This window comes from Pseudomonas sp. Sample_14, from assembly GCF_004307515.1.
Lineage (GTDB): Bacteria > Pseudomonadota > Gammaproteobacteria > Pseudomonadales > Pseudomonadaceae > Aquipseudomonas > Aquipseudomonas atacamensis.
Window position 1 is genome coordinate 1 of the sequence record NZ_RCOC01000011.1, and the last position, 24,117, is coordinate 24,117.

At 58.6% G+C, this 24,117-nt stretch carries 22 protein-coding genes and 2 tRNA genes; 10 read left to right on the forward strand and 14 right to left on the reverse strand.

Annotated features, from left to right (window positions below):
* Window positions 1–242 precede the first annotated feature (242 nt).
* The 6 genes from flgE to D8U61_RS01895 form a co-directional block, all read right to left on the reverse strand.
* Complete coding sequence (flgE, locus tag D8U61_RS01865) at window positions 243–1,589, reverse strand: flagellar hook protein FlgE (protein WP_076563858.1); 1,347 nt, start codon at window positions 1,587–1,589, stop codon at window positions 243–245.
* 31 nt (window positions 1,590–1,620) lie between these two features.
* Window positions 1,621–2,349, reverse strand: a complete 729-nt coding sequence (flgD, locus tag D8U61_RS01870) for a flagellar hook assembly protein FlgD (RefSeq protein WP_016773615.1) — start codon at window positions 2,347–2,349, stop codon at window positions 1,621–1,623.
* 15 nt (window positions 2,350–2,364) lie between these two features.
* Window positions 2,365–2,808, reverse strand: a complete 444-nt coding sequence (flgC, locus tag D8U61_RS01875; protein WP_016773614.1) for a flagellar basal body rod protein FlgC — start codon at window positions 2,806–2,808, stop codon at window positions 2,365–2,367.
* A gap of 3 nt (window positions 2,809–2,811) precedes the next feature.
* Complete coding sequence (gene flgB, locus D8U61_RS01880) at window positions 2,812–3,222, reverse strand: flagellar basal body rod protein FlgB (protein WP_016773613.1); 411 nt, start codon at window positions 3,220–3,222, stop codon at window positions 2,812–2,814.
* 365 nt (window positions 3,223–3,587) lie between these two features.
* On the reverse strand, window positions 3,588–4,415 hold the full coding sequence (gene cheR, locus D8U61_RS01890) for a protein-glutamate O-methyltransferase CheR (protein ID WP_016773612.1): 828 nt from the start codon (window positions 4,413–4,415) through the stop codon (window positions 3,588–3,590).
* A gap of 46 nt (window positions 4,416–4,461) precedes the next feature.
* Complete coding sequence (locus tag D8U61_RS01895; protein WP_016773611.1) at window positions 4,462–5,394, reverse strand: chemotaxis protein CheV; 933 nt, start codon at window positions 5,392–5,394, stop codon at window positions 4,462–4,464.
* Window positions 5,395–5,476: 82 nt separating this feature from the next.
* Between D8U61_RS01895 and flgA the strand changes: the two genes are divergently transcribed.
* The 4 genes from flgA to D8U61_RS01915 all read left to right on the forward strand — a co-directional run bounded on the left by flgA (window position 5,477) and on the right by D8U61_RS01915 (window position 8,082).
* Window positions 5,477–6,238 carry a flagellar basal body P-ring formation chaperone FlgA gene (gene flgA / locus D8U61_RS01900; RefSeq protein WP_073472167.1) on the forward strand — a complete coding sequence of 254 codons (762 nt, stop codon included), beginning with the start codon at window positions 5,477–5,479 and terminating at the stop codon, window positions 6,236–6,238.
* A gap of 162 nt (window positions 6,239–6,400) precedes the next feature.
* Complete coding sequence (gene flgM / locus D8U61_RS01905; RefSeq protein ID WP_130926326.1) at window positions 6,401–6,727, forward strand: flagellar biosynthesis anti-sigma factor FlgM; 327 nt, start codon at window positions 6,401–6,403, stop codon at window positions 6,725–6,727.
* Window positions 6,728–6,775: 48 nt separating this feature from the next.
* The gene (locus D8U61_RS01910) at window positions 6,776–7,243 is read left to right on the forward strand and encodes a flagellar protein FlgN (protein WP_016773608.1); all 468 of its coding nucleotides are present in this window, start codon (window positions 6,776–6,778) and stop codon (window positions 7,241–7,243) included.
* Between the two features lie 92 nt (window positions 7,244–7,335).
* Window positions 7,336–8,082, forward strand: coding sequence for a flagellar brake protein (locus D8U61_RS01915; RefSeq protein WP_041479276.1), 747 nt, complete (start codon window positions 7,336–7,338; stop codon window positions 8,080–8,082).
* Between the two features lie 73 nt (window positions 8,083–8,155).
* Here D8U61_RS01915 and D8U61_RS01920 read toward each other — a convergent pair whose 3' ends face one another.
* The 4 genes from D8U61_RS01920 to D8U61_RS01935 form a co-directional block, all read right to left on the reverse strand.
* A complete protein-coding gene (locus tag D8U61_RS01920; protein WP_071173273.1) occupies window positions 8,156–9,538 on the reverse strand; it encodes an MFS transporter in 1,383 nt (460 codons plus the stop codon).
* Between the two features lie 69 nt (window positions 9,539–9,607).
* Window positions 9,608–10,849: a glutamine synthetase family protein gene (locus tag D8U61_RS01925; RefSeq protein WP_177433297.1), complete on the reverse strand. Its 1,242-nt coding sequence runs from the start codon at window positions 10,847–10,849 to the stop codon at window positions 9,608–9,610.
* Between the two features lie 307 nt (window positions 10,850–11,156).
* A complete protein-coding gene (locus tag D8U61_RS01930; RefSeq protein WP_130926328.1) occupies window positions 11,157–11,849 on the reverse strand; it encodes a HAMP domain-containing sensor histidine kinase in 693 nt (230 codons plus the stop codon).
* The gene (locus D8U61_RS01935; protein WP_130887712.1) at window positions 11,846–13,450 is read right to left on the reverse strand and encodes a tetratricopeptide repeat-containing response regulator; all 1,605 of its coding nucleotides are present in this window, start codon (window positions 13,448–13,450) and stop codon (window positions 11,846–11,848) included. Before D8U61_RS01935 ends, D8U61_RS01930 begins: the two co-directional genes overlap by 4 nt.
* A 217-nt stretch (window positions 13,451–13,667) precedes the next feature.
* Between D8U61_RS01935 and D8U61_RS01940 the strand changes: the two genes are divergently transcribed.
* Window positions 13,668–15,020 (forward strand): lysozyme inhibitor LprI family protein, encoded by a 1,353-nt coding sequence (locus tag D8U61_RS01940; RefSeq protein ID WP_130901662.1) that lies wholly within the window; start codon window positions 13,668–13,670, stop codon window positions 15,018–15,020.
* A gap of 184 nt (window positions 15,021–15,204) precedes the next feature.
* Window positions 15,205–19,341, forward strand: coding sequence for a CheR family methyltransferase (locus D8U61_RS01945; RefSeq protein ID WP_130926329.1), 4,137 nt, complete (start codon window positions 15,205–15,207; stop codon window positions 19,339–19,341).
* 75 nt (window positions 19,342–19,416) lie between these two features.
* Here D8U61_RS01945 and D8U61_RS01950 read toward each other — a convergent pair.
* Window positions 19,417–19,493: transfer RNA gene (locus tag D8U61_RS01950), tRNA-Arg, on the reverse strand.
* Window positions 19,494–19,791: 298 nt separating this feature from the next.
* Between D8U61_RS01950 and D8U61_RS01955 the strand changes: the two genes are divergently transcribed.
* Both D8U61_RS01955 and D8U61_RS01960 read left to right on the forward strand, forming a co-directional pair.
* Window positions 19,792–20,025, forward strand: coding sequence for a hypothetical protein (locus D8U61_RS01955; RefSeq protein WP_016773600.1), 234 nt, complete (start codon window positions 19,792–19,794; stop codon window positions 20,023–20,025).
* Window positions 20,026–20,045: 20 nt separating this feature from the next.
* Window positions 20,046–20,225, forward strand: a complete 180-nt coding sequence (locus tag D8U61_RS01960) for a PA3371 family protein (protein ID WP_016773599.1) — start codon at window positions 20,046–20,048, stop codon at window positions 20,223–20,225.
* Here the strand turns inward: D8U61_RS01960 and phnN are convergent.
* Window positions 20,200–20,769, reverse strand: coding sequence for a phosphonate metabolism protein/1,5-bisphosphokinase (PRPP-forming) PhnN (phnN, locus tag D8U61_RS01965; RefSeq protein ID WP_110602395.1), 570 nt, complete (start codon window positions 20,767–20,769; stop codon window positions 20,200–20,202). The two genes, D8U61_RS01960 and phnN, sit on opposite strands and share 26 nt — an antisense overlap.
* A gap of 388 nt (window positions 20,770–21,157) precedes the next feature.
* Between phnN and D8U61_RS01970 the strand changes: the two genes are divergently transcribed.
* A complete protein-coding gene (locus D8U61_RS01970; protein ID WP_003178899.1) occupies window positions 21,158–21,484 on the forward strand; it encodes an Arc family DNA-binding protein in 327 nt (108 codons plus the stop codon).
* Window positions 21,485–21,740: 256 nt separating this feature from the next.
* Here the strand turns inward: D8U61_RS01970 and mgtE are convergent, their stop codons facing one another.
* Complete coding sequence (gene mgtE, locus D8U61_RS01975; protein ID WP_016773597.1) at window positions 21,741–23,183, reverse strand: magnesium transporter; 1,443 nt, start codon at window positions 23,181–23,183, stop codon at window positions 21,741–21,743.
* Window positions 23,184–23,504: 321 nt separating this feature from the next.
* Here mgtE and D8U61_RS01980 point away from each other — a divergent pair, with 321 nt between their 5' ends.
* Window positions 23,505–24,017 carry a cell envelope protein SmpA gene (locus D8U61_RS01980; protein WP_130926330.1) on the forward strand — a complete coding sequence of 171 codons (513 nt, stop codon included), beginning with the start codon at window positions 23,505–23,507 and terminating at the stop codon, window positions 24,015–24,017.
* A 19-nt stretch (window positions 24,018–24,036) separates the two neighbouring features.
* Here D8U61_RS01980 and D8U61_RS01985 read toward each other — a convergent pair.
* Window positions 24,037–24,113 (reverse strand) — tRNA-Arg (locus D8U61_RS01985).
* Window positions 24,114–24,117: the final 4 nt, after the last annotated feature.

Sequence of the window (24,117 nt, forward strand, 5' to 3'; positions counted from 1 at the left end):
GGATCAGTCCCGGAGCGAAGGAACCCGAGCCTGCGAGGGCCGAACGCAGGAGCAAAGCGTTTTGGTTACTTTTGGGCGTCTGCAAAAGTGACCCGCTGTAAGAGCGGAACCGCCAGCCGCAACACCCGCAAAAACGGATATACCCCCAAAACCCCAAGAACCTGGTCGGCCCAGAGGCCGCCAAGACCAAAAAAAAGCCCCTCAAAACCGAGGGGCCCAAAAAACCAGCTCAGAAACCCGAATCAGGTCATCTGAATAATGGTCTGCATAATCGTGCTCTGCGTCGAAATGGTCTTGGCGTTCGCCTGATAGTTGCTCTGGCCCTTGATCAGATCAACCAGCTCGTTAGTCAGGTTAACGTTCGACTCTTCCAGCGAGTTGGACACCACCTCACCCAACGTACCGGTCTTCGGCGCGTCGTAGCCCGGAATACCCGAAGCGAAAGTCTCTTTCCAGCTAGTACCACCGACAGCCTGCAAGCCCTGCTCGTTGGTGAAACTGGCCAGTGCAACCTGACCAATCGCCTTGCTCTGGTTGTTGCTGAAGTTGGCGAACAGCGTACCGGTACCGTCGATGGTCAGGTTGGTGATCTGTCCAGTGGCGTAGCCATCCTGAGTCGGTATCGTGCGCGAAGTATCAGCGTTGTACTGGGTGGTCTTGGCCATCGAAATGGTCACGCCAGCCGGATTTGCTGCCGCGCCGTTAGGCGTAAAAACACCGTTGGTCACGGTGCCTGGCTTCCAGTTACTCAACGTCAAGTCGCTGCTGATGAGCGGGTTTGGCGCCGGCGGCGGCAAAGTACTCGGTGTACTCACCTGAAGCAATTTGCCGGAACTGTCGAACGTCAATGTCGAAGCAACCGGAGGCGTGGCGGCGTTGGTTGGATCGCTACCGGTGGCATCCGGGTTGCGTCCATCAACCAGGGTGTAAACCTTCCAGGTATTCTCGCCAGTCTTGACCACGTACTGATCCATGACGTGGGAGTTACCCTGAGTGTCATAGATCGGCGTGCTGAACGACTTGGTGTAAGTCTCAGGCTTCGACGGGTCGAACTTCACGGCAGTAGCGCCGGTATCAACAATCACGGGTGCCGAAGAGTTCAGGTTGATGCTCGAAGTCACCGCCGAAGTCGACTTCGGCGCCAGGTTCGAAGTATCGATCTTGAGGTCAGTCAACACACCGTTGATGATCTTGCCGTTGGCATCCACACCGTAACCCTGCAGACGCGAGGTGTAGTCGGTGTTGGTGATGTAACCGGCGTTGTCGACCTTGAACGTACCGGCACGGGTGTACGAGATCGAGCCGTTGTTGCTCATGGTGAAGAAGCCGGAACCGTTGATGCCCATGTCCAGCACGTTGCCAGTGTTGTTGATGTCACCTTGGGTGAACTGCTGGGAAACGTTGGCCAGGCGCACGCCGTTGCCGATCACTTTGCTGCCGCTGCCCAGACGCGTCGACGAATAGACGTCTTCGAATTCTGCGCGCGAGGATTTGAAACCGGCGGTGGCGACGTTGGCGATGTTGTTGCCGGTCACGTCCAGTTGCTTGTTGGCTGCATAGAGACCGCTAAGGCCGATATTGAAAGACATATTCCACTCCTTTATGCCGGGTTAGTCGGCTCTATATACCAATGGTTTGTACTTTGGACAGGGCGACGGTGCCCTTGCCAGCCAGGTTGAGCATCAGCTCACCGCCGGTCTGGCTGATCGTCACGCTGTTGACGGTCGCTGGCAGATAAGTCGCCAGGTCCGTCGCGGTGCCGTTGATCGGTGCGTTGGCCTTGAACGTGTAAGTGCCGACCGGAACCACGGTGCCGGCGGTGTCCTTGCCGTCCCAAGTGAAGCTGGCATCGCCGGCAGCGCGGCTGCCCAGGTCGATGGTGCGCACGGTTTTGCCGTCCTTGTCGGTGATGGTCACGGTGCCGCCGGCAATCGACGAAGGCACGGTGACCGAACCGGTCAGGCCTTTGCTCGGGTCATCGAGCTGGGCGGTGTTGGTCTGCACGATCACGTTGCGACCGACCAGCGACGACGCTTGCAATGCCTGCGACGAGTTGTAGTTGCCGGCAAGGCCGCTGACGGTGGAGTTCAGCGTGGTAATGCCTTCAAGGCTGCTGAACTGCGCCAGTTGCGCAACGAACGCGCTGTTGTCCTGCGGGTCGAGCGGATTCTGGTTTTTCAGCTGGGTAACCAGCAATTGCAGGAAAGCATCCTTGCCCAGCGCCTGGCCGCCGGTGGCACTGTTGGTCGCCGAAGCGATGCCGCCCGACGTAGTGCTGCTGGCCTTCTTCGACGAGTTGGCCAGGATGTCGTTCATGCTCAGGCTGCTGGTGGTATCCGTAACGCTCATGGCAGTCGCCCCTTATTACTGACCGAGGGTCAGTACCTTCTGCATCATGGTTTTGGCGGTGTTCATCATTTCCGCGTTGGTCTGGAACGAGCGGCTCGCAGAAATCATGTCAGCCATTTCTTCCACCACGTTGACGTTCGGGTAGTAGACGTAGCCCTTGGCGTCGGCAGCCGGATGGTTCGGCTCGTAGCGCGCTTCAAGATTGCTCTGGTCTTCGACAACGCCGAGCACCTGCACGCCCTGCCCGGCCGCGTCCTGGTTCTGGAACAGCGAATTGCTGCCGCCAGCCTGTCCGCCCTGGAACATGGTGGCGAATACCGGATGACGGGCGCGGTAGGTCTGGTCGATGCTCGACGAAACGGTTTCGGCGTTGGCGATGTTCGACGCCACGGTGTTCAGGCGTGTGGTCTGCGCGCTCATGCCGCTGCCGGCAATGTTGAAAACGCTGGACAGGGACATGGATTATTCTCCGCGCAGGGCTGACACCAGCCCTTTGAATTTGCTGTTGAGCAAGGTGAAGCTGGCCTGGAAGCCGACGGCGTTTTCCGCGTAGTTCGACTGTTCCAGTTGAGCGTCCACGGTGTTCTGGTCGATCGAAGGCTGCATCGGCGTGCGATACATCAGCGACTCGTCGCCGTTGCCCAGCCCTTCAGCCTCGATGTGCCGGCTGTTGGTCATGTTCAGGGCAAAGTGGCCGCCGGTCTTGGTCTTCTCGGTCTGTGCTTCGAGCACTTTGGAGAAATCCAGATCCCGCGCCTTATAGTTCGGGGTGTCGGCGTTGGCGATGTTGTTGGCCAGCACTTCGGCACGCTGGGCGCGGAAGCCCAATGCCTTTTCGTGAATGCCCAGCGCTTTGTCGAAGCTGATGCTCATGTCGGGAACCTTCAGGTGACCGGTTTTTCGTATCTGAGCTTTAGCAAGCGCCGTGCCAAATGAACAAAGCCCCGTATTCCGGGGCTTTGCGCCAAACAGGCTAAGCGGCAATGCCAGAAAAGCGGCAACCGGTTACCGCCGGATGCCGCTTTTCTGCCGCTTGCCGTCCCATCACAGCCGGACAATTGTGGGAGCGAGCTTGCTCGCGAAGGCGGCGTGTCAGCCAATGCAAATGCAGAATGTGACGGCCTCTTCGCGAGCAAGCTCGCTCCCACAGGGATTGTTGGTGTTAAGAGAATTTCTTCGGGCATAAAAAAACGGCAGGCCTTTGCGGGCCTCCCGTTTTTTGTATCAGCGCAAACCGCTTATTTCGCCTTGTAAATAATCCCCGGGCTGCACTGAACCATCTGGTAATGATCCGGCAAACCGTTCAGCGCTTCCGAAGCGCCCAGGAACAGGTACCCACCCGGCTTCAATGTGCTGTGAATGCGCAACAGGATGTCCTTCTTCACTTCGGCAGAGAAGTAGATCAGCACGTTGCGGCAGAACACGATGTCGAACTTGCCCAGCGCTGCGTAGCTGTCGAGCAGGTTGAAGGAGCGGAATTCCACCCGGCTCTTGATCGGCGCCTTGACCACCCAGCGCCCCGGCCCTTTCGGGTCGAAGTAGCGTTGCAGGCGTTCCGGCGACAGACCGCGACCGATCGCCAGGCTGTCGTACTCGCCGGTCTTGCAGTTGTTGAGCATCAGGCCCGACAGATCGGTGGCAACGATCTGCACACCCATCTTCAACTGACCCAGGTTGCTGCGCTCGAACTCGTCGATCGACATCGACAGCGAGTACGGTTCCTGTCCCGACGAGCAGGCCGCCGACCAGATCCGCAGACGCTGGTTGGGGCTGGCCTTGATCGCTTCCGGCAGTACCTTGTTCTTCAAGACTTCAAACGGATAGGTGTCGCGAAACCACAGGGTTTCGTTGGTCGTCATGGCATCGACCACCTGCTCGCGCAAACCGCTGCGCGGCTGGGTCTGGATGCGCTGTACCAGCTCACCCAGGGACTTGATGCCTTGCTGCTCCATCAGTTTGTTGAGACGGCTCGAGACCAGATACTGCTTGTTTTCACCGAGCAGAATGCCACAGGCTTTTTCCAGGAAGACCCGGAACTGTTCGAAATCCAAATTACCCGTAGACAATGATGCCGCCTCTTAAATCGTGTTGACCGCCAGGGGCAGAAGGCCCCTAGCTGATATCTGCTGCTTTGATCCGGTCGACTACCCGGGATGCGAGGTCATCAGGACGGAATTTGGCCAGGAAGTCATCAGCACCGACTTTCTTCACCATCGCCTGATTGAATACCCCCGACAACGAAGTATGCAGGATGATATGGAGCTTTTGCATGCGTGCGTCGCCGCGGATTTCCGCCGTCAGGGTGTACCCGTCCATCTCCGGCATCTCGATGTCGGAAATCATCATCAGGAACTCTTCTTCCGGCTTCTTGCCCTCGTCGACCAGCTTGCGCAGGTAATCCAGCGCCTGCTTGCCGTCGTTCAGCGCCACCACTTCGACACCGATGGTCTGCAGACAACGCGTGACCTGCTTGCGCGCCACCGACGAGTCATCGACCGTCAGCACCCGCAGCGACAACGCCTTGGTCTGCGTCTCGACATCGACCACGCCCACCGAAATCGCTTCCGGCGTCGGCGCCACTTCGGCCAGCACCTTCTCGACGTCGATGATTTCGACCAACTGGTTGTCGACCCGAGTCACAGCGGTCAGGTAGTGATCGCGACCGGTACCCTTGGGTGGCGGATGGATCTCTTCCCAGTTCATGTTGACGATGCGCTCCACCGAGCGGACCAGGAAACCCTGGGTCTTGGTGTTGTACTCCGTGATGATCACGAACGGACTGTTCTTGTCTTTCAACGCACCGGAGCCCGTTGCCATTGCCAGATCCAGGATCGGAATGGTCGCTCCCCGTATATTCGCTACCCCGCACACGACAGGACTGGATTTGGGCATCAACGTCAGGGACGGGCATTGCAACACTTCCCGTACCTTGAACACGTTGATCCCGTAGAGCTGCGGCCCGTCGAGACGGAACAACAGCAGCTCGAGGCGATTCTGCCCTACCAGTTGCGTGCGCTGGTTCACCGAATCCATTACACCAGCCATGCCCAGACTCCTACACCAACGCCAAGTGTTGTTGCGACGCACATTCATTGCTAAACGGCACGGCGCTTGCTTTTTAACTCGTATGAACGCTCAAACGACATTTTCCCGACGCCTGACATCCTCCCTTCGCAAAGGGCTTTGCGCGGTGTCCGCCGTTTGCTGCTTGCTTGCTGGCAGTCCTGCCCATGCAGATGCGGTTACCTTGCCTGATATGCTTATCGGCGTGACTCAGGGCTTTCTTGAATTCACCGTAGAAGACTATTTGGCTTCCAGTCAAACCGAAGGCCGCTACGAAATCGAAGTCAACCAGCTCGACCCGCGCATGCGCATGCCCATGTGCGACAAGGAATTGACAGCCACACTGGAGAGCCCGGCACGCCCGCTGGGCCGCGTCACGGTGAAGGTTCGCTGCGAAGGCAGTTCGCCCTGGACGGTGTTCGTACCCGCTCAAGTCCGCCTGTTTCGCGAGATCGTGACGACCACTCGTCCGCTGAAACGCGCCGGCATTATCGAGCCGCAGGATGTGACCTTGCGCGAGCGCGACGTCAGCACGATCAACCAGGGTTTCCTGACTTCCGTCGACGAAGCGATCGGGCAGAAACTTACCCGACCAACGGTCGCCGATCAGGTCATCACCCTGGTGCATCTGGAACAGGCCGAAGTGGTGCGCAAGGGTGACCAGGTGGTGATCACTGCGCGCAGCGGCACCCTTGCTGTACGCATGCCGGGGGAAGCGCTTTCCAATGGCGGCATGAAAGAACAGATTCGCGTAAAAAACCTTAATTCTCAAAGAGTTATCAAGGCGCAGGTGATTGCGCCGGGACAGGTTGAAGTGGCCATGTAAAAGCCTCGTGGAGAAAACTGGCGCCGATCCCGTCGCTTCCCTAAACTGTGCCGCAGCAGGTCTCGCAACGGCGCATGCAAGCTTATGGTTGATTGGGCCTAAAGTTTTTCAGGGGATAGCCGAAAACATGGCAAGCGTCCAAATTCCCAGAGGTTTTTTATCATGGTTATCGATTTCAACCGATTGAACAGTTCCTCGTCACTAACCGGCAGCACACGTACCAGCAACGCCAAGGAAAGCGCTGAAAACAGCCCCTCCGCGCCGCTGAATACCCAGGCCGAACAGGCCAATGTCGCCAAAAGCGGGGAGTCGGTACACCTCAGCAATGAGGCTCAACAGTTGCAGAAGGTCACTGACAGGCTGCGCGATCAGCCTGCTGTCGACAAAGCCCGAGTGGCCGAGTTGAAAGCCGCGATTGCCGATGGCAGCTATAAAGTCGACAGCAACCGTGTAGCCAGCAAACTGCTCAACTTCGAAGCCCAGCGCTAGGCTTTTGCCGGCGCCAGGCTTTTGGACGCTTAAACCCCAAGGCCAGCCATGCACGACACTAACTTATTGCAACTGATCAACGACGACTTTGCTCCAGCGCAACAATTGCTGGAGTTATTGCAAACCGAATCCCTCGCTTTGCATGGTCGCGACATGCCGTTGCTGGAAGAAATTCTGGCGACCAAGCAAGCGTTGATCATTCTGCTCGAGCAGCATGGCCGCAAGCGCAGCGAAATCCTCGCCAGCCTCAACCTGCCGACCGATCGCACAGGTCTTGAGCAACTGGCCAGCCAGTCGAGCATTGGCGACCAGTTGCTGACCCAGGGCGATGCCCTGACCGCGCTGATCGCCCAATGCCAGGCAGCCAACATCAAGAACGGCCAGTCGATCCAGATCCAGCAGGCGACTACGGCCAACCAGCTGAAGATCCTCACCGGCGGTGAGCCGCCAGCGCTGTACGACGCCAGCGGCACCTTTGCCAAACCGGTCAAGCCGCGAACGCTCAGCCAGGCATGAGCCATTCGCTGGCCCTGCACTATCCACTTGCGCAACATGCTGGCAAAATACTGGCCAGTCGTAGTCTTATTTTGTCTGGAGATTGAAGAACCGTGTCCAACACCCTAAGCGCGGATGATGCTCCGCAGCCTCCGAAGGTGCTCACCACGCCACTGGAAATCTCCAGCAACCTGCGCCAGCTGCAAGACAGCCACGATCCGCTGATCATCACCTTCCATGAACGCAGCCAGCGTTTTCAGAGTTACCTGATCAAGGTCGACCGCGAAACCGCAACGATTGCGCTGGATGAAATGATTCCACGCGATGGCGAGCGCTTCCTCCAGGCTGGCGAACCGTTCAAGGTCGAAGGCTTTCATGACGGCGTGCGCATCGCCTGGGAATGCAACGGCACGCTGAACATCGAAGAATCCGACGGCGACCGTTTCTACACCGGCGACCTGCCGAGCGAAGTGGTCTATCACCAGCGCCGTAACGCCTTCCGCGCTGCGTTGAAGCTCACCGATCTGGTCAGCGTTGAACTGGGCGGCGAAAAGCTCAAGGTTCCTCTGCACGGCAAGCTGCTGGACATCTCCGCCACCGGCTGCAAATTCCGTTTCGAAGGCGACATCACTGATCGCCTGCAACTGGGCCAGGTCTACGATCGCCTGATCGCCCCGCCGCTGTTCGGCAACCAGCCAACATCGGTCGAACTGCGCTATCTGCATTTCGAAGAAAAACTCAACATCACCTTCGCCGGTCTGCGCTTCCACAACATCAGTGGCCAGGCTGCGCGCAACGTCGAGCGTTTTGTTTACCAGTTGCAGCGTGAAGCACGGCGTTTCGACAAAGACGATCTCTGAGTCGCAGCGATCAATAAAAAGGGCAGTCCCGCACAGGACTGCCCTTTTTTATGCGCCGATGTTTACCTTCGATTCAGGGCCTGCCACCGCTGATATCCGGCGCAGGCTTATCGTCATTGCCGCTGTCCAGTTCGGTTTCAACGACTGCTTCCGGCTGCGCTTCGGGCTCAGGCTCAGGAGTGACCGGCGCCGGGTCTTGGACCATCTGCTCCTGCACCACCTGCTCATCGACACGCGGGTCAAGCGCCGCCACCAGCGGCGAGCTCGACATGCTGTCCGGCATTGCCACGTGATGCAGCGGTGCGTCGTCGACCTGGTGCAGGTTGGTGACCGCTTTCGGACGTATCCGCCAGACCAGCACCAACGCGAAGAAACTGAAGAACGCATACAGGCTCTGACTGCCGAGAAACTTCATCAGCACGCCCGCGAGCAGCGGCCCGATGCTCGCGCCGACGCCGTAAGTCACCAGCAACATGGCGGTCAGCGACACGCGGCGATCGCCTTCGACGTGGTCGTTGGAAAACGCCACCGCCAGCGGATACAGGCAGAACTGCACCAGCGAACAGAAGAAACCAACGACGAACAACACCTCCAGCGGCACCTGCGGCATGATCGCCAACGGCAACGCCGCCACCGCCAGAAACCCGGCAAAGCAGCGTATCAGCAGCGCGCGGTCATAACGGTCGGACAACCAGCCCAACGGCCACTGCACCAGCAGACCGGCAAAAATGCAGCTACCCATGAACAGACCGACCTGCTCGGTCGTGAGCCCCTGTTGCGATGCATACAGCGGCGCCAGACCGTAGAACGAACCAATGATCAGACCGGCGCCGAGCACCGTGCTCAGCGATTGCGGCACACGCTTGATAAAGAAGCGCGGCTCCATCGGCGCCGGGTGCAGGGGGGCCGGGTGAATCCGTCGGGTCAACGTCACCGGCACCAGACACAGGGCAAAGCACAGCGCCACCAGCATCAGCAGTTCCAGACCGAGGCCGGGGTGCATGACCAGAATCAGCTGGCCCAGCACCAGGCCCAGATAAGAGGCGATCATGTAACCGCTGAACACCAGCCCGCGTTGATTGGCATCGGCCTGCTCGTTGAGCCAGCTCTCGATGACCATGTACTGACACATCATGCCCAGACCAACGATCGTCCGCAGCACCAGCCACGCCGGCAGCCAGTCCACCAGCCCATGGCCGAGCACCGCCGCGCCGACGATCCCCGCACACGCCGAGTAGGCACGGATATGCCCGACCCGGGCAATCAGGCGATGGCCGATCTTGCCGCCCAGCACCAGACCGAAATAGTTGGCCGCCATCAGCGCACCGACCCATAGCCCGTCGACGTTGTCGGCAGCCAGACGCAAAGCCAGATAAGTAGAAAGAAGGCCTGAGCCGATCAACATCATCAGCGAGGCGAAATACAGCGCTCGAAAGGATTTCCAGATTTGGCGCATCGGCGTTCCGAGCGGCTCCTTGCAGTAAATACCGGGCGGTCAGAACGACTGCCCGGCAGCAGCGATACGTCAGGCCTGGGCGGCCAGCACACGGCGCTCCCAGGGAGTGATTTCATCAAAGAAGCTGGTCAACTCCATGGTCTTCGAAGCGATGTAGCCTTCGATGAACTCCGACCCGAACAGTTCCCTCGCCAACTGGCTACGTTTCAGACGCTCCAGCGCGGCGTGCAAAGTACACGGCAAGGCCAGATTATCCGGCACGGCGAACTCACCCTGGATTGCCGCGCTCGGCTCCAGTTCCTGCTCGATGCCATGCAAACCCGCAGCCAGACTGGCGGCGATGGCCAGATAAGGGTTGGCGTCGGCGCCCGGCAAGCGGTTTTCGACCCGACGTGCGACCGGCGAGCTGGCGGGAATACGCAAGCCGGCGGCGCGATTGTCATGGGACCAGCAGGCATTGTTCGGCGACGCGTACGGATGACACAGGCGCTGATAGGAATTCACGTTGGGCGCAAACAGTGCGGTGAAATCGGCGAGGCCTGCCTGTTGCCCGCCGATGAAGTGGCGGAACATCGCCGTCGGCTCGCCGTTCGAGTCAGTGAAGACATTCTTGCCGCTGCCGATCTCAACGATACTCTGGTGAATATGCATCGAGCTGCCCGGTGTGTGCGCCAGCGGTTTGGCCATGCACACCACGCTCAGGCCATGCTTGAGCGCGACCTCCTTGAGCAGGTGCTTGAACAGGAACGTCTGATCGGCCAGCAGCAGCGGGTCGCCGTGCAGCAGATTGATCTCGAACTGGCTGACGCCCATTTCATGCATGAAGGTGTCGCGCGGCAGGCCGAGGGCCGCCATGCATTTATACACTTCGCTGAAGAACGGCCGCAGACCGTTGTTGGAACTGACGCTGAACGCCGACTGGCCATCCTCGCGGCGGCCGTCGAGGCCGACCGGCGGACGGAACGGCTGAGTCGGATCGGTGTTCGGTGCGAAGACAAAAAATTCCAGTTCGGTCGCCACCACCGGCGCCAGACCGTGCGCGGCGTAACGGGCGATGACCGCCTTGAGCTGGCCACGGGTCGAGAGACTTGAGCTCCCCCCGCTCAGTTCGTCGGCGTCGCAAATCGCCATGGCACGCGGCTCGTCGCTCCAGGGCAAACGGTGAATCTGCGCAGGATCGGCAACCAGCGCCAGATCGCCGTCATCGCTGCCGTAGAACCGCGCCGGCGGATAGCCGCCCATGATGCATTGCAGCAGCACACCCCGCGCCAACTGCAAACGCCGCCCTTCGAGAAAACCCGCGGCGGTCATCACCTTGCCCCGTGGCACACCGTTCAGATCCGGGGTGACACATTCAATCTCATCAATGCCGGTCAATCGCTGCGCGAGTGAACCCTGGCCATCGGTTGTCATGACGCAATCCTTGTTATTGTGCGAGCCGCGAACGGCGACCCGGACAAAATAGGCTTCGCCTGTTCGGAATATCAAGCAGCGCCCACAAAAATCCCGATCTTGTGCAGGAGCCGTAGGAGCCGACGAGTGCAACGAGGCTGCGATCTTTTGATCTTGCTTTTTAAAATCAAAAGATCGCAGCCTTCGGCAGCTCCTACACCAGACCTCAGGGCAAGTAGAGGCTGAACACCCCACCACCCAACGGCCCGCCATTGCTGATTTCGGTGCGCCCTTCCACGCCGTTGCGCTGATGCAGCGCGGCGATGCGATTGGCGAAATACAGGCCCAGGCCGGTGCTGCCGCTGCTGTGATTGATGCCCTGGACATAATCGGCCTGACGCTCAAGCATCTCTGCTGGATAGCCGTCGCCATCGTCATTGATGCTCAGCACCAGTTGCCCGGCTTCGTCGCTGACGGTAATCAGCAGCGACTTGCGGGCGTAACGGATCGCATTGTTGATGCAGTTGCCGAGCACCGAGGCGATCAGCTCGCGATCGAAGAAACCCAGCGGGCTCAACGGATCGACTTCATAGGTGGCGATGATGCCGCGACTGGCAAACACTTCCTGATGCGCGGCCAGTTGCGCCTCGATGAAATCGTCGAGTTCGTGATAGGCCGGCTGTAGCGGCAACTGGTTGACGCCGAGTTTGTACAGCCCGAGCAACTGCACCAGCATGCCGTTGAGGTGGGCGAACTCGAAGTCGATCACGCCCTGTTCCGAGCCTTCGCGCAACTCTTTCGGCAAACGCGCCAGCCACTGGCTGTGCGCCTGCATCAGCATGGCCAGGGAGTTCTTCATGTCGTGAACGGTGGAGGCAATCACCGTGGAAAAATCCAGCGCCGGATCAATTGGGTTCATTCGCCAAACGCCTTGCTTTTCAGCTTCTGATAACGCGCAAACCGCGCGTCGGTGTCGGGCATCAGGCCCACCAGTTTCAGGCAGGCCCGACATTCTTCCAGCTCCGCCGACGGCATACTGGTGTCGGTGCCGTGCAGCAGCGACTGGGCCAGGTTCAGCGCAATACTGATGTTTTTCGGTTGCAGCTTGAGCGCCTTGCGGAACACCTCGCGGGCCTCGACCAGATTGCCGGTCTTGTACACGCGCACGCCCTGGCGGTTGAGATCGGCCGCAGCGTTGCTCGAGCTGAGAATGGTCGGATCGTCGGTGAGCTTGGCGATGTCTTTCATCACCGCCGGGTCATCACCGTAGATCTCTGCGCAGCTCTTGAGCATCGAAGTGCCCGCCTCGGCCTGACCGAGCATCTGCAACTGCTTGGCCACCAGCAACGCCGCCTCGGGGCTCATGAATTGCTCCATGCCATCGAGGCGCATCAGTGCTTGTTCGGTGAGCTTGTCGGCGGTTTCGGCGTCGTTGAGCAACAGGCTGGTGGCCTTCATCAGCCGCGCGCGAATTTGCAGGCCGGGATCGCTCGGGTTCTCCTTGGCCACGGCGCTGAGGGTGGTGTTGATCTCCAGCCGCGTGCGCGTGTCGAGGCCGCGATCGCTGCCCTTGCTGATCAGCGCATGAGCCAGGCCGAGATTGCTTTCCGGGTCCTTGAAACGCGACTGCGCGCCCTGCGCCACGGCCTGACGATAAGCGCGCGAGGCGGTTTCGAAATCTTCGTTGGCCATGGCCAATTTGCCGAGCAAAGCCTGGCGGCGCACCGCCAGCGGCGACAGGCGAATCGCTTCTTCGAGCACCCGCTGCGCGCCTTTGCTGTCGCCTTCGGCCACCAGCACATCGGCCATGCCGTCATACAGCGCCGGCATCATCGGGAACACTTTCAAGGCCTTTTCATAGACCTCTTTGGCCTGCGACACCTGCCCGCGCTTGAACAGCAACTTGCCCAATCCAGCGAAGGCCCACGGCAACGGCCGGTCGGCAATGATGCCGTCGTAGAGCCGCTCCAGCGCTTCGTTCTGGTTCATGTCGCGCAGGGCGTCGGCGCGGTAGCGCAGGCACAGCGGCGAATAGCGGATGTCCTGTTTGCACAGGGCAATACAGGCATTGAGCACCTCGACCGGCTTACCGCGATCAAGGGCTTGCAGAATCGGTTTGAGCAAGGTCTTGCGTTGCTCCAGACGCTCAAGGCGCTGGGCCAGTCCGGAACGGTTGAACGGCTTGGTCAGGTACGCATCCGGCTCGTGCTCCAGCGCACTGAGCACCATCGCCTGACTGGTCTCAGCGGTGACCATGACGAAAACGGCTTCGTGGCTGATGAGCTTTTCCGACATCAGGTCTTCGAGCACCTGCTGGCCATTCTTCTTGCCGTCGCCGAGGTGGAAGTCCTGAAGAATGAAATCGTAAGACTTCTGCGAGCACATCTTCAGCGCCTGCTCGCCAGTGTCGGCAGTATCGACATCCTTGACGCCGAGCTCACGCAACATCGAACGCACGGAACTGCGGAAATCGGAAAAATCATCGACGATCAGAAAGCTTTTTTGGTGATACGACGACATCGAGGATTTCCAGGCAATTGAAGAAAACGAACCGAGGCGATTTCAGGCGCGCAGATGATAGCTGGAGGCCATGCGCCATCAAGCGATTTCGCTGGAGTCTGAACTCACCGTTCGGGTTATCGGCCAAAAATGCCCGGGCCTGAGGGTGGTGCTTCAAGAATGTTGCCTGGAGTATTACTCTGCGCGCCTGCTCAAGGATTTTCATAGGGACTGAATCGTGTACATCAAGGGACGCTACATCCTGTCGGCCTTTTTGCTGCTGTTTATCCAGCCAATGAGTGCGGCGGCAATGGACTGCACCAAAGCGGCGAACGACGTGGAAAACACGATTTGCGCGAATAAACCGCTTTATGAGCTCGACGCGCAGATGGGCACGCTGTATCGCCAACTGATGACATCTGCCACAGCGACGCAACCTGAGCTCAAGCGCACCCAGCGCGCCTGGCTAAAAACCCGCAATGCCTGCGCAGTCGATGTCGCTTGCCTGGATGGCAGCTACCGCCAGCGCCTGCAAGCATTGCAGGCACAGTGGACGCAAGCCGCAATGTGGCAGCCGGACGCCGTGGATCTTCAGGCGATGAACGATCTGCAGGAAAGCATTCGTGCCGAGAGCAAAAACCACCCGGAATTTGCGCTGGAACATGCCTTGGCCGCACGGGCTTTCGAGTCTTCGCAGACATCGTTCGCGGGCGATCCAGTCGACAGTTACGGCGAGCAAACCAACTTCCCCAAGTCGCGTCCCAAAGGCGTGAGCGAGGATGAGTGGCAAGCATTGAAAGCCTCAAGCATCGGAGGCGCCGCCGAGACCGGACGGACTTCTTACGCACTGCTGGATCTGGACAATGATGGCCAGCGCGACCTTATCGTCGACACATACGCAGGCGGCACCGGCTTGTTCACCTACGTGGAAACCTGGCGCCGCACGGGCGAGCGGTTCGTCAAAAGATCGGTCGAGCCGGAAAGCTCGCTGTTCTACACCAACGACCGTGGCGCTAATCAGGCAATCAGCTGGATCAGGCTTCACGACAGAATTTATGCCGCTTACCGAAACGGCGCCTATGGTGTCGATAATCTGTACCTGCTCAATCCGCTGAAGATCAACCGTCAGGTACCGACGGTGTCTGTGCGTTACGCTTACTCCCTGCAAGTGCCAACCACGCAACATACGGAAGACGGCACCAGTACCTATGAGCTCGAAGCGGATTTGCGCGCGGCACTCGACCACGCCATCACTCAGGCAACGAAAGTCGCATCGGGCTCAAACCCTGACGCGCCCCTTTGCCCCTTTCCTCCGACGGGCGCCGGCGAAGACGATTACTACAGCTACGGTCCAGGGCACTACGCCATCGAAAAGATCACCGATTTGCCGGTAATGATCGGCGGCGACTGCTACATCGGGGCGCTGATTGACTGGTTCGGCAGTTACAGCGAAAAGACTGGGTTATTCGCCCAACTGGCCGTGCGCAAGCCGGGCGTAGAGGCCAGCGGGACTACCTACGAAGTCTTCGGCCGTCGGCATGTAACCGAGGTCAGTGGGAGCCTTGGCAAAGTCGAAATCAACGACGACTGACCACCGATCATCACACCGGAAAATTAATCGGCACGGTTGCCAATCACCGGATGTCAAAAACACAGGCAGCACATTTGTCCTTCAAAAGTGCAGGCAGATTCGCAAATGAGGTTTATTCTGCTCAATTACCTGCGCCCCCGGACGTCCGCGATACGCTTGTACCGCCACAAAAAAGGCCGAAGTGATGACCTCGAAAACCCCTGCCTCGCCCTCTGCGCCCGAACGCAAGGACCTGACACCCAGCCACCTGAATTTCCCCGTGGTGGGCATCGGCGCCTCGGCGGGCGGCCTGCAAGCGACCAAGCTGTTTTTCGAGCATATGCCGAAGGACAGTGGCATGGCGTTCGTGATCATTTTGCACCTGTCGCCCGATCACCAGAGCATCGCCGACCAGATCATTCAGCAATCGACGCGCATGCCGGTGCTGCAAGTGACGCAGCCGGTGCCGATCGAAAAGAACTGCGTGTACGTGATTTCTCCGGCGCACTCGCTGACGATGAATGACGGCTACCTGCGCGTCAGCCCCGCTGGCTCACCGCAAGCGCGCCACACTGCCATCGACCTGTTCTTCCGCGATCTGGCCGATGTGCATCGCGAGCGGGCTTTTTGCCTGGTGCTTTCAGGCACCGGTTCCGATGGTGCGGTGGGCTTGTCGCGAATCAAGGAACAGGGTGGCGTGACGCTGGTGCAAGTGCCGGAAGACGCCGAGTTCGACGGCATGCCGCGTGCCGCCATCGAGACGCGCATGGTCGATCTGATACTGCCAGTGGTCGAGATGCCGCAGAAACTGATGGAGCTGTGGCGCAACTCTCAGAACATCAAATTACCCAGCGCCAATGATCCCGACTTGAAAGCCTTGAAGCCTGCAAACGAACACGAAGCGTCGATCGCCGAACAACGCCTGCATGAAATCCTGTTGTACCTGCGCAGCAGCACCGGTCACGATTTCAAACACTACAAGCGCGCCACCGTGCTGCGCCGCATCGAGCGGCGCATGCAGGTCACCAGCCAGTCTGACCTCGGCGCCTATTACGACTACCTGCAAAATACCCCGGAAGAATCCAAGGCCCTGCTCGGCGATATGCTGATCGGCGTGACCAACTTCTTCCGTGACCGCGAAGCCTTCGAAGCCCTTGAGCGCGATGTGCTGCCGCAACTGGTGCAATCGGTTGCCGACTCGTCGGAAAAAGAAGAACTGCGCATCTGGTCTGCCGGCTGCTCGACCGGCGAAGAAGCCTACAGCCTGGCGATCCTGCTCGATGATCAGATGCAGGTACAAAGCAGCAAGGCCAACCTGCAAGTGTTCGCCACCGATATCGACGAACGCGCGATCACCACTGGCCGCGCCGGCACCTATCCGCAAGCCATCGTCACCGACGTACCGCCAACACGCCTTCGGCATTATTTCGTCAAGGACAATGAGCATTACCGGATTCGCAAGGAAATCCGCGAGAAAGTGCTGTTCGCCAAGCACAGCCTGTTGTCCGATCCGCCGTTCTCGCAGATCGACCTGATCGTTTGCCGCAATCTGCTGATTTACCTGGATCGCGAGGTGCAGCGGGAAATCCTGCAGATGTTCCACTTCGCCCTGCGACCGGGTGGTTTCCTGTTTCTCGGCACTTCGGAAAGCGCCGATGCCTGCCACGAACTGTTCGCGCCCGTGGACAAGCGCAACCGCATCTTCCGCGCCAAGACCGGCACCGCGAACAGCCGCCGCACCCCGACCATGCCGCGTGGCGGTTACATGCGCACCAGCGTTTCCCGACCGCCATCGAAAGCCATAGAGCCCGTCAAGCTGTCGTTTGCCGATATCCACCGCCGCGCCATAGAACGCTTCGCCCCGCCGAGCATCATCGTCGACACCAACGCCGATATCCTTCACATGAGCGAAGCCGCCGGGCGCTTCCTTCGGCATGTCGGCGGCGAGCTGTCACGCAACTTGCTGACGCTGATCCTGCCGGAACTGCGCCTGGAAATCCGCACGACGCTGTTCCAGGTGCAGCAAAGCAACCTCACCGTGCGCTCGCGTGAAGTGCTGCTCAAGCGCGAGGAGCGTCAGTACCGCATCACGCTGATTGCGCAGCCGTACAAGGACGACGACTTCGACAGCGAGTGCGTGCTGGTGACCTTCGATGAAACGGAGATCGACGCGCACGAGCAGGCGCTGACCACGGTGCTGCAGACTGAAAGCCAAGTGCTCTCGAATCTGGAACGTGAGCTGCAACGCACCAAATTGCATTTGCAGGACACCATCGAACAGTCGGAAATCTCCAGCGAAGAGCTCAAGGCTTCCAACGAGGAGATGCAGGCGATCAACGAAGAACTGCGCTCGGCCACCGAAGAGCTCGAGACCAGCAAGGAAGAGTTGCAGTCAATCAATGAAGAGCTGTTGACGGTCAACTACGAGCTGAAGACCAAGGTCGAAGAAACGGACAAGATCAACGATTATCTGACCAATCTGATCGCTTCTACTGATATTGCTACGGTGTTCGTCGATCGCAGCATGCGCATCAAATGGTTCACGCCGCGCGCTACCGACATCTTCAGCATGCTGCCGGTAGACACTGGCCGTTCACTGCTGGATATCACCCATCGCCTGAATTACCCGGCGATGACCGAGGACGCGGCGCAAGTGTTCGAATCGCTGAACATGATCGAACGCGAGGTCAACAGTACCGATAACCGCTGGTACATCGCCCGCTTGCTGCCTTATCGCTCCAGCGAAGACCACATCGACGGCACCGTGTTGACCTTCATCGACATCAGCAAACGCCGCGAAGCCGAGGAAGAGCTGCGCCTGGGCGAAGAACGCATGCGTCTGGTCGCTGAGAGTACGCGTGACTACGCGATTATCATCCTCGATGAAATGGGTGCGATCACCAGTTGGAACAAAGGCGCTGAACTGATCTTTGGCCACAGCAAAAACGAGGCCGAAGGTCAGTACTACGATTTCATCTTCACAGCCGAAGACCGTGCTGCCGGCATGGCTGAAAGTGAATTGTCCACGGCTCGTCAGCACGGGCGCTCGGAGGATGAGCGCTGGCATGTGCGCAAGGATGGCAGCCGTTTCTTCTGCAGCGGCGAGGTCACCCGGCTCAGCGGCGACCGCTTGCAAGGCTATGTGAAAATCGCCCGCGACCTGACCGGGCACAAGCGCCAGCAGGATGAACAGAGCAAGGAACTGGCGCAGACGCGCAATACGGTGTCCCTGCGTGATGAGTTCTTCGCGGTCATGTCCCATGAACTCAAGCACCCGCTCAACCTGATCCAGCTCAACGCCGAACTGTTGCGCCGTTTGCCAATGATCCGCACCGCCGGACCGGCGACCAAAGCGGTCAACACCATTTGCGATGCGGTGAACAGTCAGGCGCGGATCATCGACGACCTGCTTGATGTAGCACGGGTGCGCACCGGCAAGCTCAAACTGCAATTGGCGCGTGTCGATCTGAGCGCGGTTCTGCGTGACATCCACACGGTAGTGCTCAATGAGCAGCATGCCACGCGGATCGATCTGCAATTGCCTGAAGCACCGTTGATCATTCATGCCGACCCGACACGGGTCGAGCAGATCATCTGGAATCTGGTCAACAATGCCTTGAAGTTCACACCACCGAGCGGGCGCATTGAGTTGATCGCCAGCAAGAGCGGGAAAATGGCGCAACTGGACGTCAAGGATAACGGCGTCGGCATCGCTGCGGAAAACCTCGAACATGTCTTCGATCTGTTCGGCCAGGCGGAAAAACAGCACACCAACCATCAACGTGAAGGCTTGGGCATCGGCCTGTCACTGGTGCGGCAACTGACCGAAGCCCAGCACGGCACGGTGAAGGTTGCTTCGCCGGGGCTGGGCGCCGGTTGTACCTTTACCGTTCGCCTGCCGCTGTCGACTGATGTCGAAGAAACCGCTGCAACAGCCGAGGTTGAACCGGTTTCCGGCAAGCTCGATGGCTTGAGTATTCTGCTGGTCGACGACTCGCCGGAAGTGCTGGAGACCTTGAAGCTGCTGCTGGAGATGGAAGACGCCGACGTAACGGCCTTCGATCATCCGGTGGCAGCGCTGAAAGCCGCTGAGAGCACGCGCTTCGATCTGATCATCTCCGACCTCGGCATGCCGGTCATGACCGGCTATGAACTGATGGCTGCCCTGCGCAAGCTGCCGCTGGTGAAAAACGTACCGGCGATCGCCCTCACCGGGTATGGCACTCAGAGCGACATGCAGAAGTCCCGTGAAGCCGGGTTCGATCAGCATCTGGGTAAACCGGTGGCGTACGACGACCTGATTGAAACCATCGAGGCGTTGCGCCGTTCGGAGTTGCTGTAAAGCTCGCCAGCGCTCCAACGCAAAAAGCCCCGCCACACGATTAAGTGAGGCGGGGCTTTTTGTTTTTTGAAGAGGTGGTGTCCCAGGCGGGGTTCGAACCTGCAACCTTCCCCTTAGGAGGGGGATGCTCTATCCAATTGAGCTACTGAGACACTGATTGACGCGCGCTGGACGCGGCGCGACAGACGGCGTGCATGTTAACGGCCAGCCCCTGTTTTGTCATGTCGTCCGTAGGGCTTTTTAAGTGTAGGCAAGCGCCCTGGAAGATTGCGGGAACTTTTACCGGGCAATTTGCACTGCGCGGAAATGCGGTCATTGCAGATTGCAATCAGCGTCGCCGGAAAAAACATACCAACCCCTTGTTTTTAAAGGACTTATCAGCCGTTACACTGTTGGCACGGCGACTGCTATGCCTGTTCTATCAAAAAGAACAATTTGGAGCGTCGTGCCATGAACAGCACCCTCTTGCTTGCAAACGCAGCGGCTCTGGCTGTCTTGCTCGGATCACATTTTTTTCCCAAGGCTGACGTTGAGCAGCCAGTGGCGCAGCGCATGCCGCATTACCTGCAAGTGCAGAAAGCGCCGCAGTGGGCCGTGTTGAGTGATCGCAGCGACGCTTCTACACAAATGGTCAGCGAGCCTGAGCAAGCCTCGGCGCCAACCACCGAACGTCTGGTTTTTTGAAATATCTTCAGGAGTACAACATGTCCAAATCAGCGACGGGATTTCTGATCCTCGCTTTACTGAGTGGCGTTACCCATCTGGCGCTGTTCGAGGAGACGGAAGTCACCTTGCCTCTGGTTGGCTGTGGCGTGTTTGCGGTGCTGTTTGTGCTGGCGCTGATTGCAGGGCGCAAAATCAAGTTCGATCCGGTTCTGCGTTGAGCCGAACTAACTCCAATAACGAAGAGACCGCGATAGCAAGGTCAACAGAGTTGTCGATCTGATGGACGGGGCTGTCGCTGGATCTTCGGTCTTTGAATAACGCATTGCGAGCCAGCCTCGCATCGATTTGCTCAGGGGTCTCCCGACCACGGCTGAGCAAGCGCTTGCGCAGGACCTCATCGTGGACTGTCAGCAGAATCGGCACCAGGGTTGGATACCTCTCCATTGCTTGACGCAGGTTCGCTCTTGACCCGTTGACCAGTACGTGCCGGCCCGCTTGCAACCATTCATCCATTTTCCTTGGAATGCCGTAGGAGAGGCCGTTGGCTTGCCAGGCCAAGGAGAAAGCGCCGGCGTGCTGTCGCCGCTCGAACTCTTCAAGCGTCACGCCAATTGCATCTTCGCCGACGGACTCCGCCGAGCGGGTAATCACCCGACGCATTACTTCACAGTTCAACGCCCGCAGTGGCTCGCGCGATGCATCGATCAGGCTGTCCTTGCCCGAACCGGACGGCCCCATCAGGTAAAAAAGCTTGCCATCCATCCCGAAAACGCCCTCCGACGGGTCCTGCCTCTAGTAAATCGGCAAATTGCCACTATCCTGTACACATAGGGATCAAGAATAGCGAGCCGCATAGCATGCACGTTCTGAGGTCTGCGGACATCAACAGATGTGCATGCGAAAGCGGGCAGCGATACGGAAGGATGGAAAGTTTTCCAACCAGTCCGCATTTCTGACAACTGGTGCTGGCATTACGCCTTTACCCGGCTCAATATTTGTCACAGAATTGACGCCAATGATCTGGCAATTTTGAGGCATGATGCCGGCCTCTTAACAATTCAGGTTGAACCAATTGGTCCGGATGCTTGTCCTACCACACATCCTGCGGCCAATCCCGAGAACCGCTCCCCTGAACTAACCGGTTAAATATATGCGCCCATTGAAACAGGCAATTTATTCCAGCCGTACGGCTGACAAGTTTGTCGTACGTCTGCCAGACGGAATGCGTGAACGCATTGCCGAGGTGGCTCGCAATCATCATCGCAGCATGAACTCCGAGATCATTGCGCGCCTTGAGCAGAGTCTTATTCAGGAAGGCGCACTGGGCGAAGAGCTGAGCATGCGCCTGGACAGCCCGGAGCTGTCGCTGCACGAGCGCGAGCTGTTGCAACGCTTCCGTCAGCTGTCGCACCGTCAACAGAACGCCCTGGTGTCGCTGATCGCACACGACGCAGAAATGGCCGCTGACGCGTCCTGAGTTATACCGAGCATATTGAAGCCAGCATGATTGCTGGCTTTTTTTTGCCCGCAATATGACAGATGGCCGATTGGCAATTGAGTGTGGCGAGGGGATTTATCCCCGCTGGGCTGCATGACAGCCCCAAAAACAATGGGACTGCTGCGCAGTCCAGCGGGGATAAATCCCCTCGCCACGGTTACTTGTACTTGCGCTCATATCTGTTTGGCAGGCACAAAAAAGCCCGTCGATTTGACGGGCTTTTCATTGCACAAGGTCAGAGCAGGAAGATTGTCGCCAACCCGAGGAAGATGAAGAAGCCACCGCTGTCGGTCATTGCCGTGATCATCACACTGGCGCCCATCGCCGGATCGCGGCCCATTTTGGCCAGCGTCATCGGGATCAACACGCCCATCAACGCCGCCAGCAACAGATTGAGCGTCATCGCTGCCGTCATCACCACGCCAAGCGACCAACTGCCGTAGAGCATGTACGCGACTACACCGATCACCCCGCCCCAGACCAGACCGTTGATCAAACCGACCGCCAGCTCTTTGCGCATCAAGCGCGAGGTGTTGCCGGTGCTGACCTGATCCAGCGCCATGGCGCGCACGATCATGGTGATGGTCTGGTTGCCGGAGTTGCCGCCGATACCCGCCACGATCGGCATCAGCGCCGCCAGTGCCACGAGCTTCTCGATCGAACCTTCGAACAGACCGATCACCCGCGATGCGACAAATGCAGTGATCAGGTTCACCGCCAGCCACGCCCAACGGTTACGCAGGGATTTCCACACCGAGGCGAAGATATCTTCCTCTTCGCGCAGACCGGCCATGTTGAGGACTTCACTCTCGCTTTCCTCACGGATCAGGTCGACCATTTCGTCGATGGTCAGACGGCCGATCAGTTTGCCGTTCTTGTCGACCACCGGCGCCGAGATCAAGTCGTAACGCTCGAATGCCTGAGCGGCGTCGTAGGCATCTTCGTCCGGGTGGAAACTCACCGGATCGCTGGCCATCACTTCGGCCACCTGCTTCTCCGGATCGTTGACCAGCAGACGCTTGATCGGCAGCACACCTTTGAGCACGCCGTCGTAATCGACCACGAACAGTTTGTCGGTATGACCAGGAAGCTCTTTGAGGCGACGCAGATAACGCAGAACCACTTCAAGGCTGACGTCCTCACGGATCGTCACCATCTCGAAGTCCATCAACGCACCGACCTGATCCTCATCATAGGACAGGGCCGAGCGCACGCGTTCGCGCTGCTGGTTATCCAGACTTTCCATCAGCTCATGGACAACGTCTCGCGGCAGCTCAGAGGCCAGGTCAGCGAGTTCGTCGGCGTCCATGTCCTTGGCCGCAGCCAGGAGCTCATGATCGTCCATGTCGGCGATCAGCGTTTCCCGGACGGAATCGGATACTTCGAGAAGAATGTCGCCGTCGCGATCGGCCTTGACCAGTTGCCAGAGCGTCAGACGATCGTCCAGCGGCAAGGCTTCAAGAATGTAGGCGACGTCGGCGGAGTGCAGATCATCGAGCTTGCGTTGCAGCTCGACGAGGTTTTGCCGGTGAACCAGGTTTTCCACGCGGTCGTGGTGCGGACCTTCCTGGCGATGAGTCAGGTCTTCAACGACACGTTGGCGCTGCAGCAGCTCGACGACCTGAGCCAGGCGGTCCTGCAGGCTTTCCTGTGTTTTCTTTACTTCGATTTCGGACATAGGCGAACTCCACTCCCAGCAGCGGGGCACGCCGGAAGGATCAATCAGTCAATTCATGATTGGTGAAACGGTTTACTGAACAACTACTGGGTAAGTCCATGGAGGTTTTCCATAAGCCCCGGCGGGGCTGACGGGCGCAATGATACACGCCTGACGGTTTAAAACGTTGAAAAAATCACGGCTGAAACAAGCGCTTGCGAAACAAACCTGAGCACCTGCCTGACCCGTGCAAATGCGACGACTCATCTTGAAAAGAAAACACACCGGCAACGCAAAAAGCAGCGACTACCCTTGAGCGTAGATCGTCATGGAGGACATCGAATGCCAGCAAAACCCGCGCTATATCTACTGACCGCCCTGCTCCACACCACGCCTGCCAACGCCACCACACTTCATCGTTGCCAGGCCGGTGACGGCAGCGTCACATTCACATCGATGAGCTGCGCAACTGGCGAGCAACTCTCAACTCAGGAGGTCCACCCGTATTTACCCGGCTGGGTCGCAATCATGCCGGAGTTCAATCACGAAGCCGCGACCGGCATGAAAGACAGCGGACGCGAACCGGGCATCGTCGGCGGCACCGAACATAAATGTGGAAACCTGATCGATAACAGGCAGCGGCGCGAAGCGATCATCAATCGGCGAGTGATTGCCGGCATGAGCCAGCGGGACGTCGAAAGCGCACTGGGCAAGCCCGACAAGATCAACACGCGCACGTCGACCACGAGCTATCGTTACGACCTCAAGCGAGGCCGCAGTGCTCAAATTGATTTTGATGAAAGAGGCTGTGTGAAGGGAAAAGCCAAATCCCGGACAGCAAGAAGCCCGCGTTAAACGCGGGCTTCTTGGTATATGGTGCACTCGACAGGATTCGAACCTGTGACCGCTCGGTTCGTAGCCGAGTACTCTATCCAGCTGAGCTACGAGTGCATTT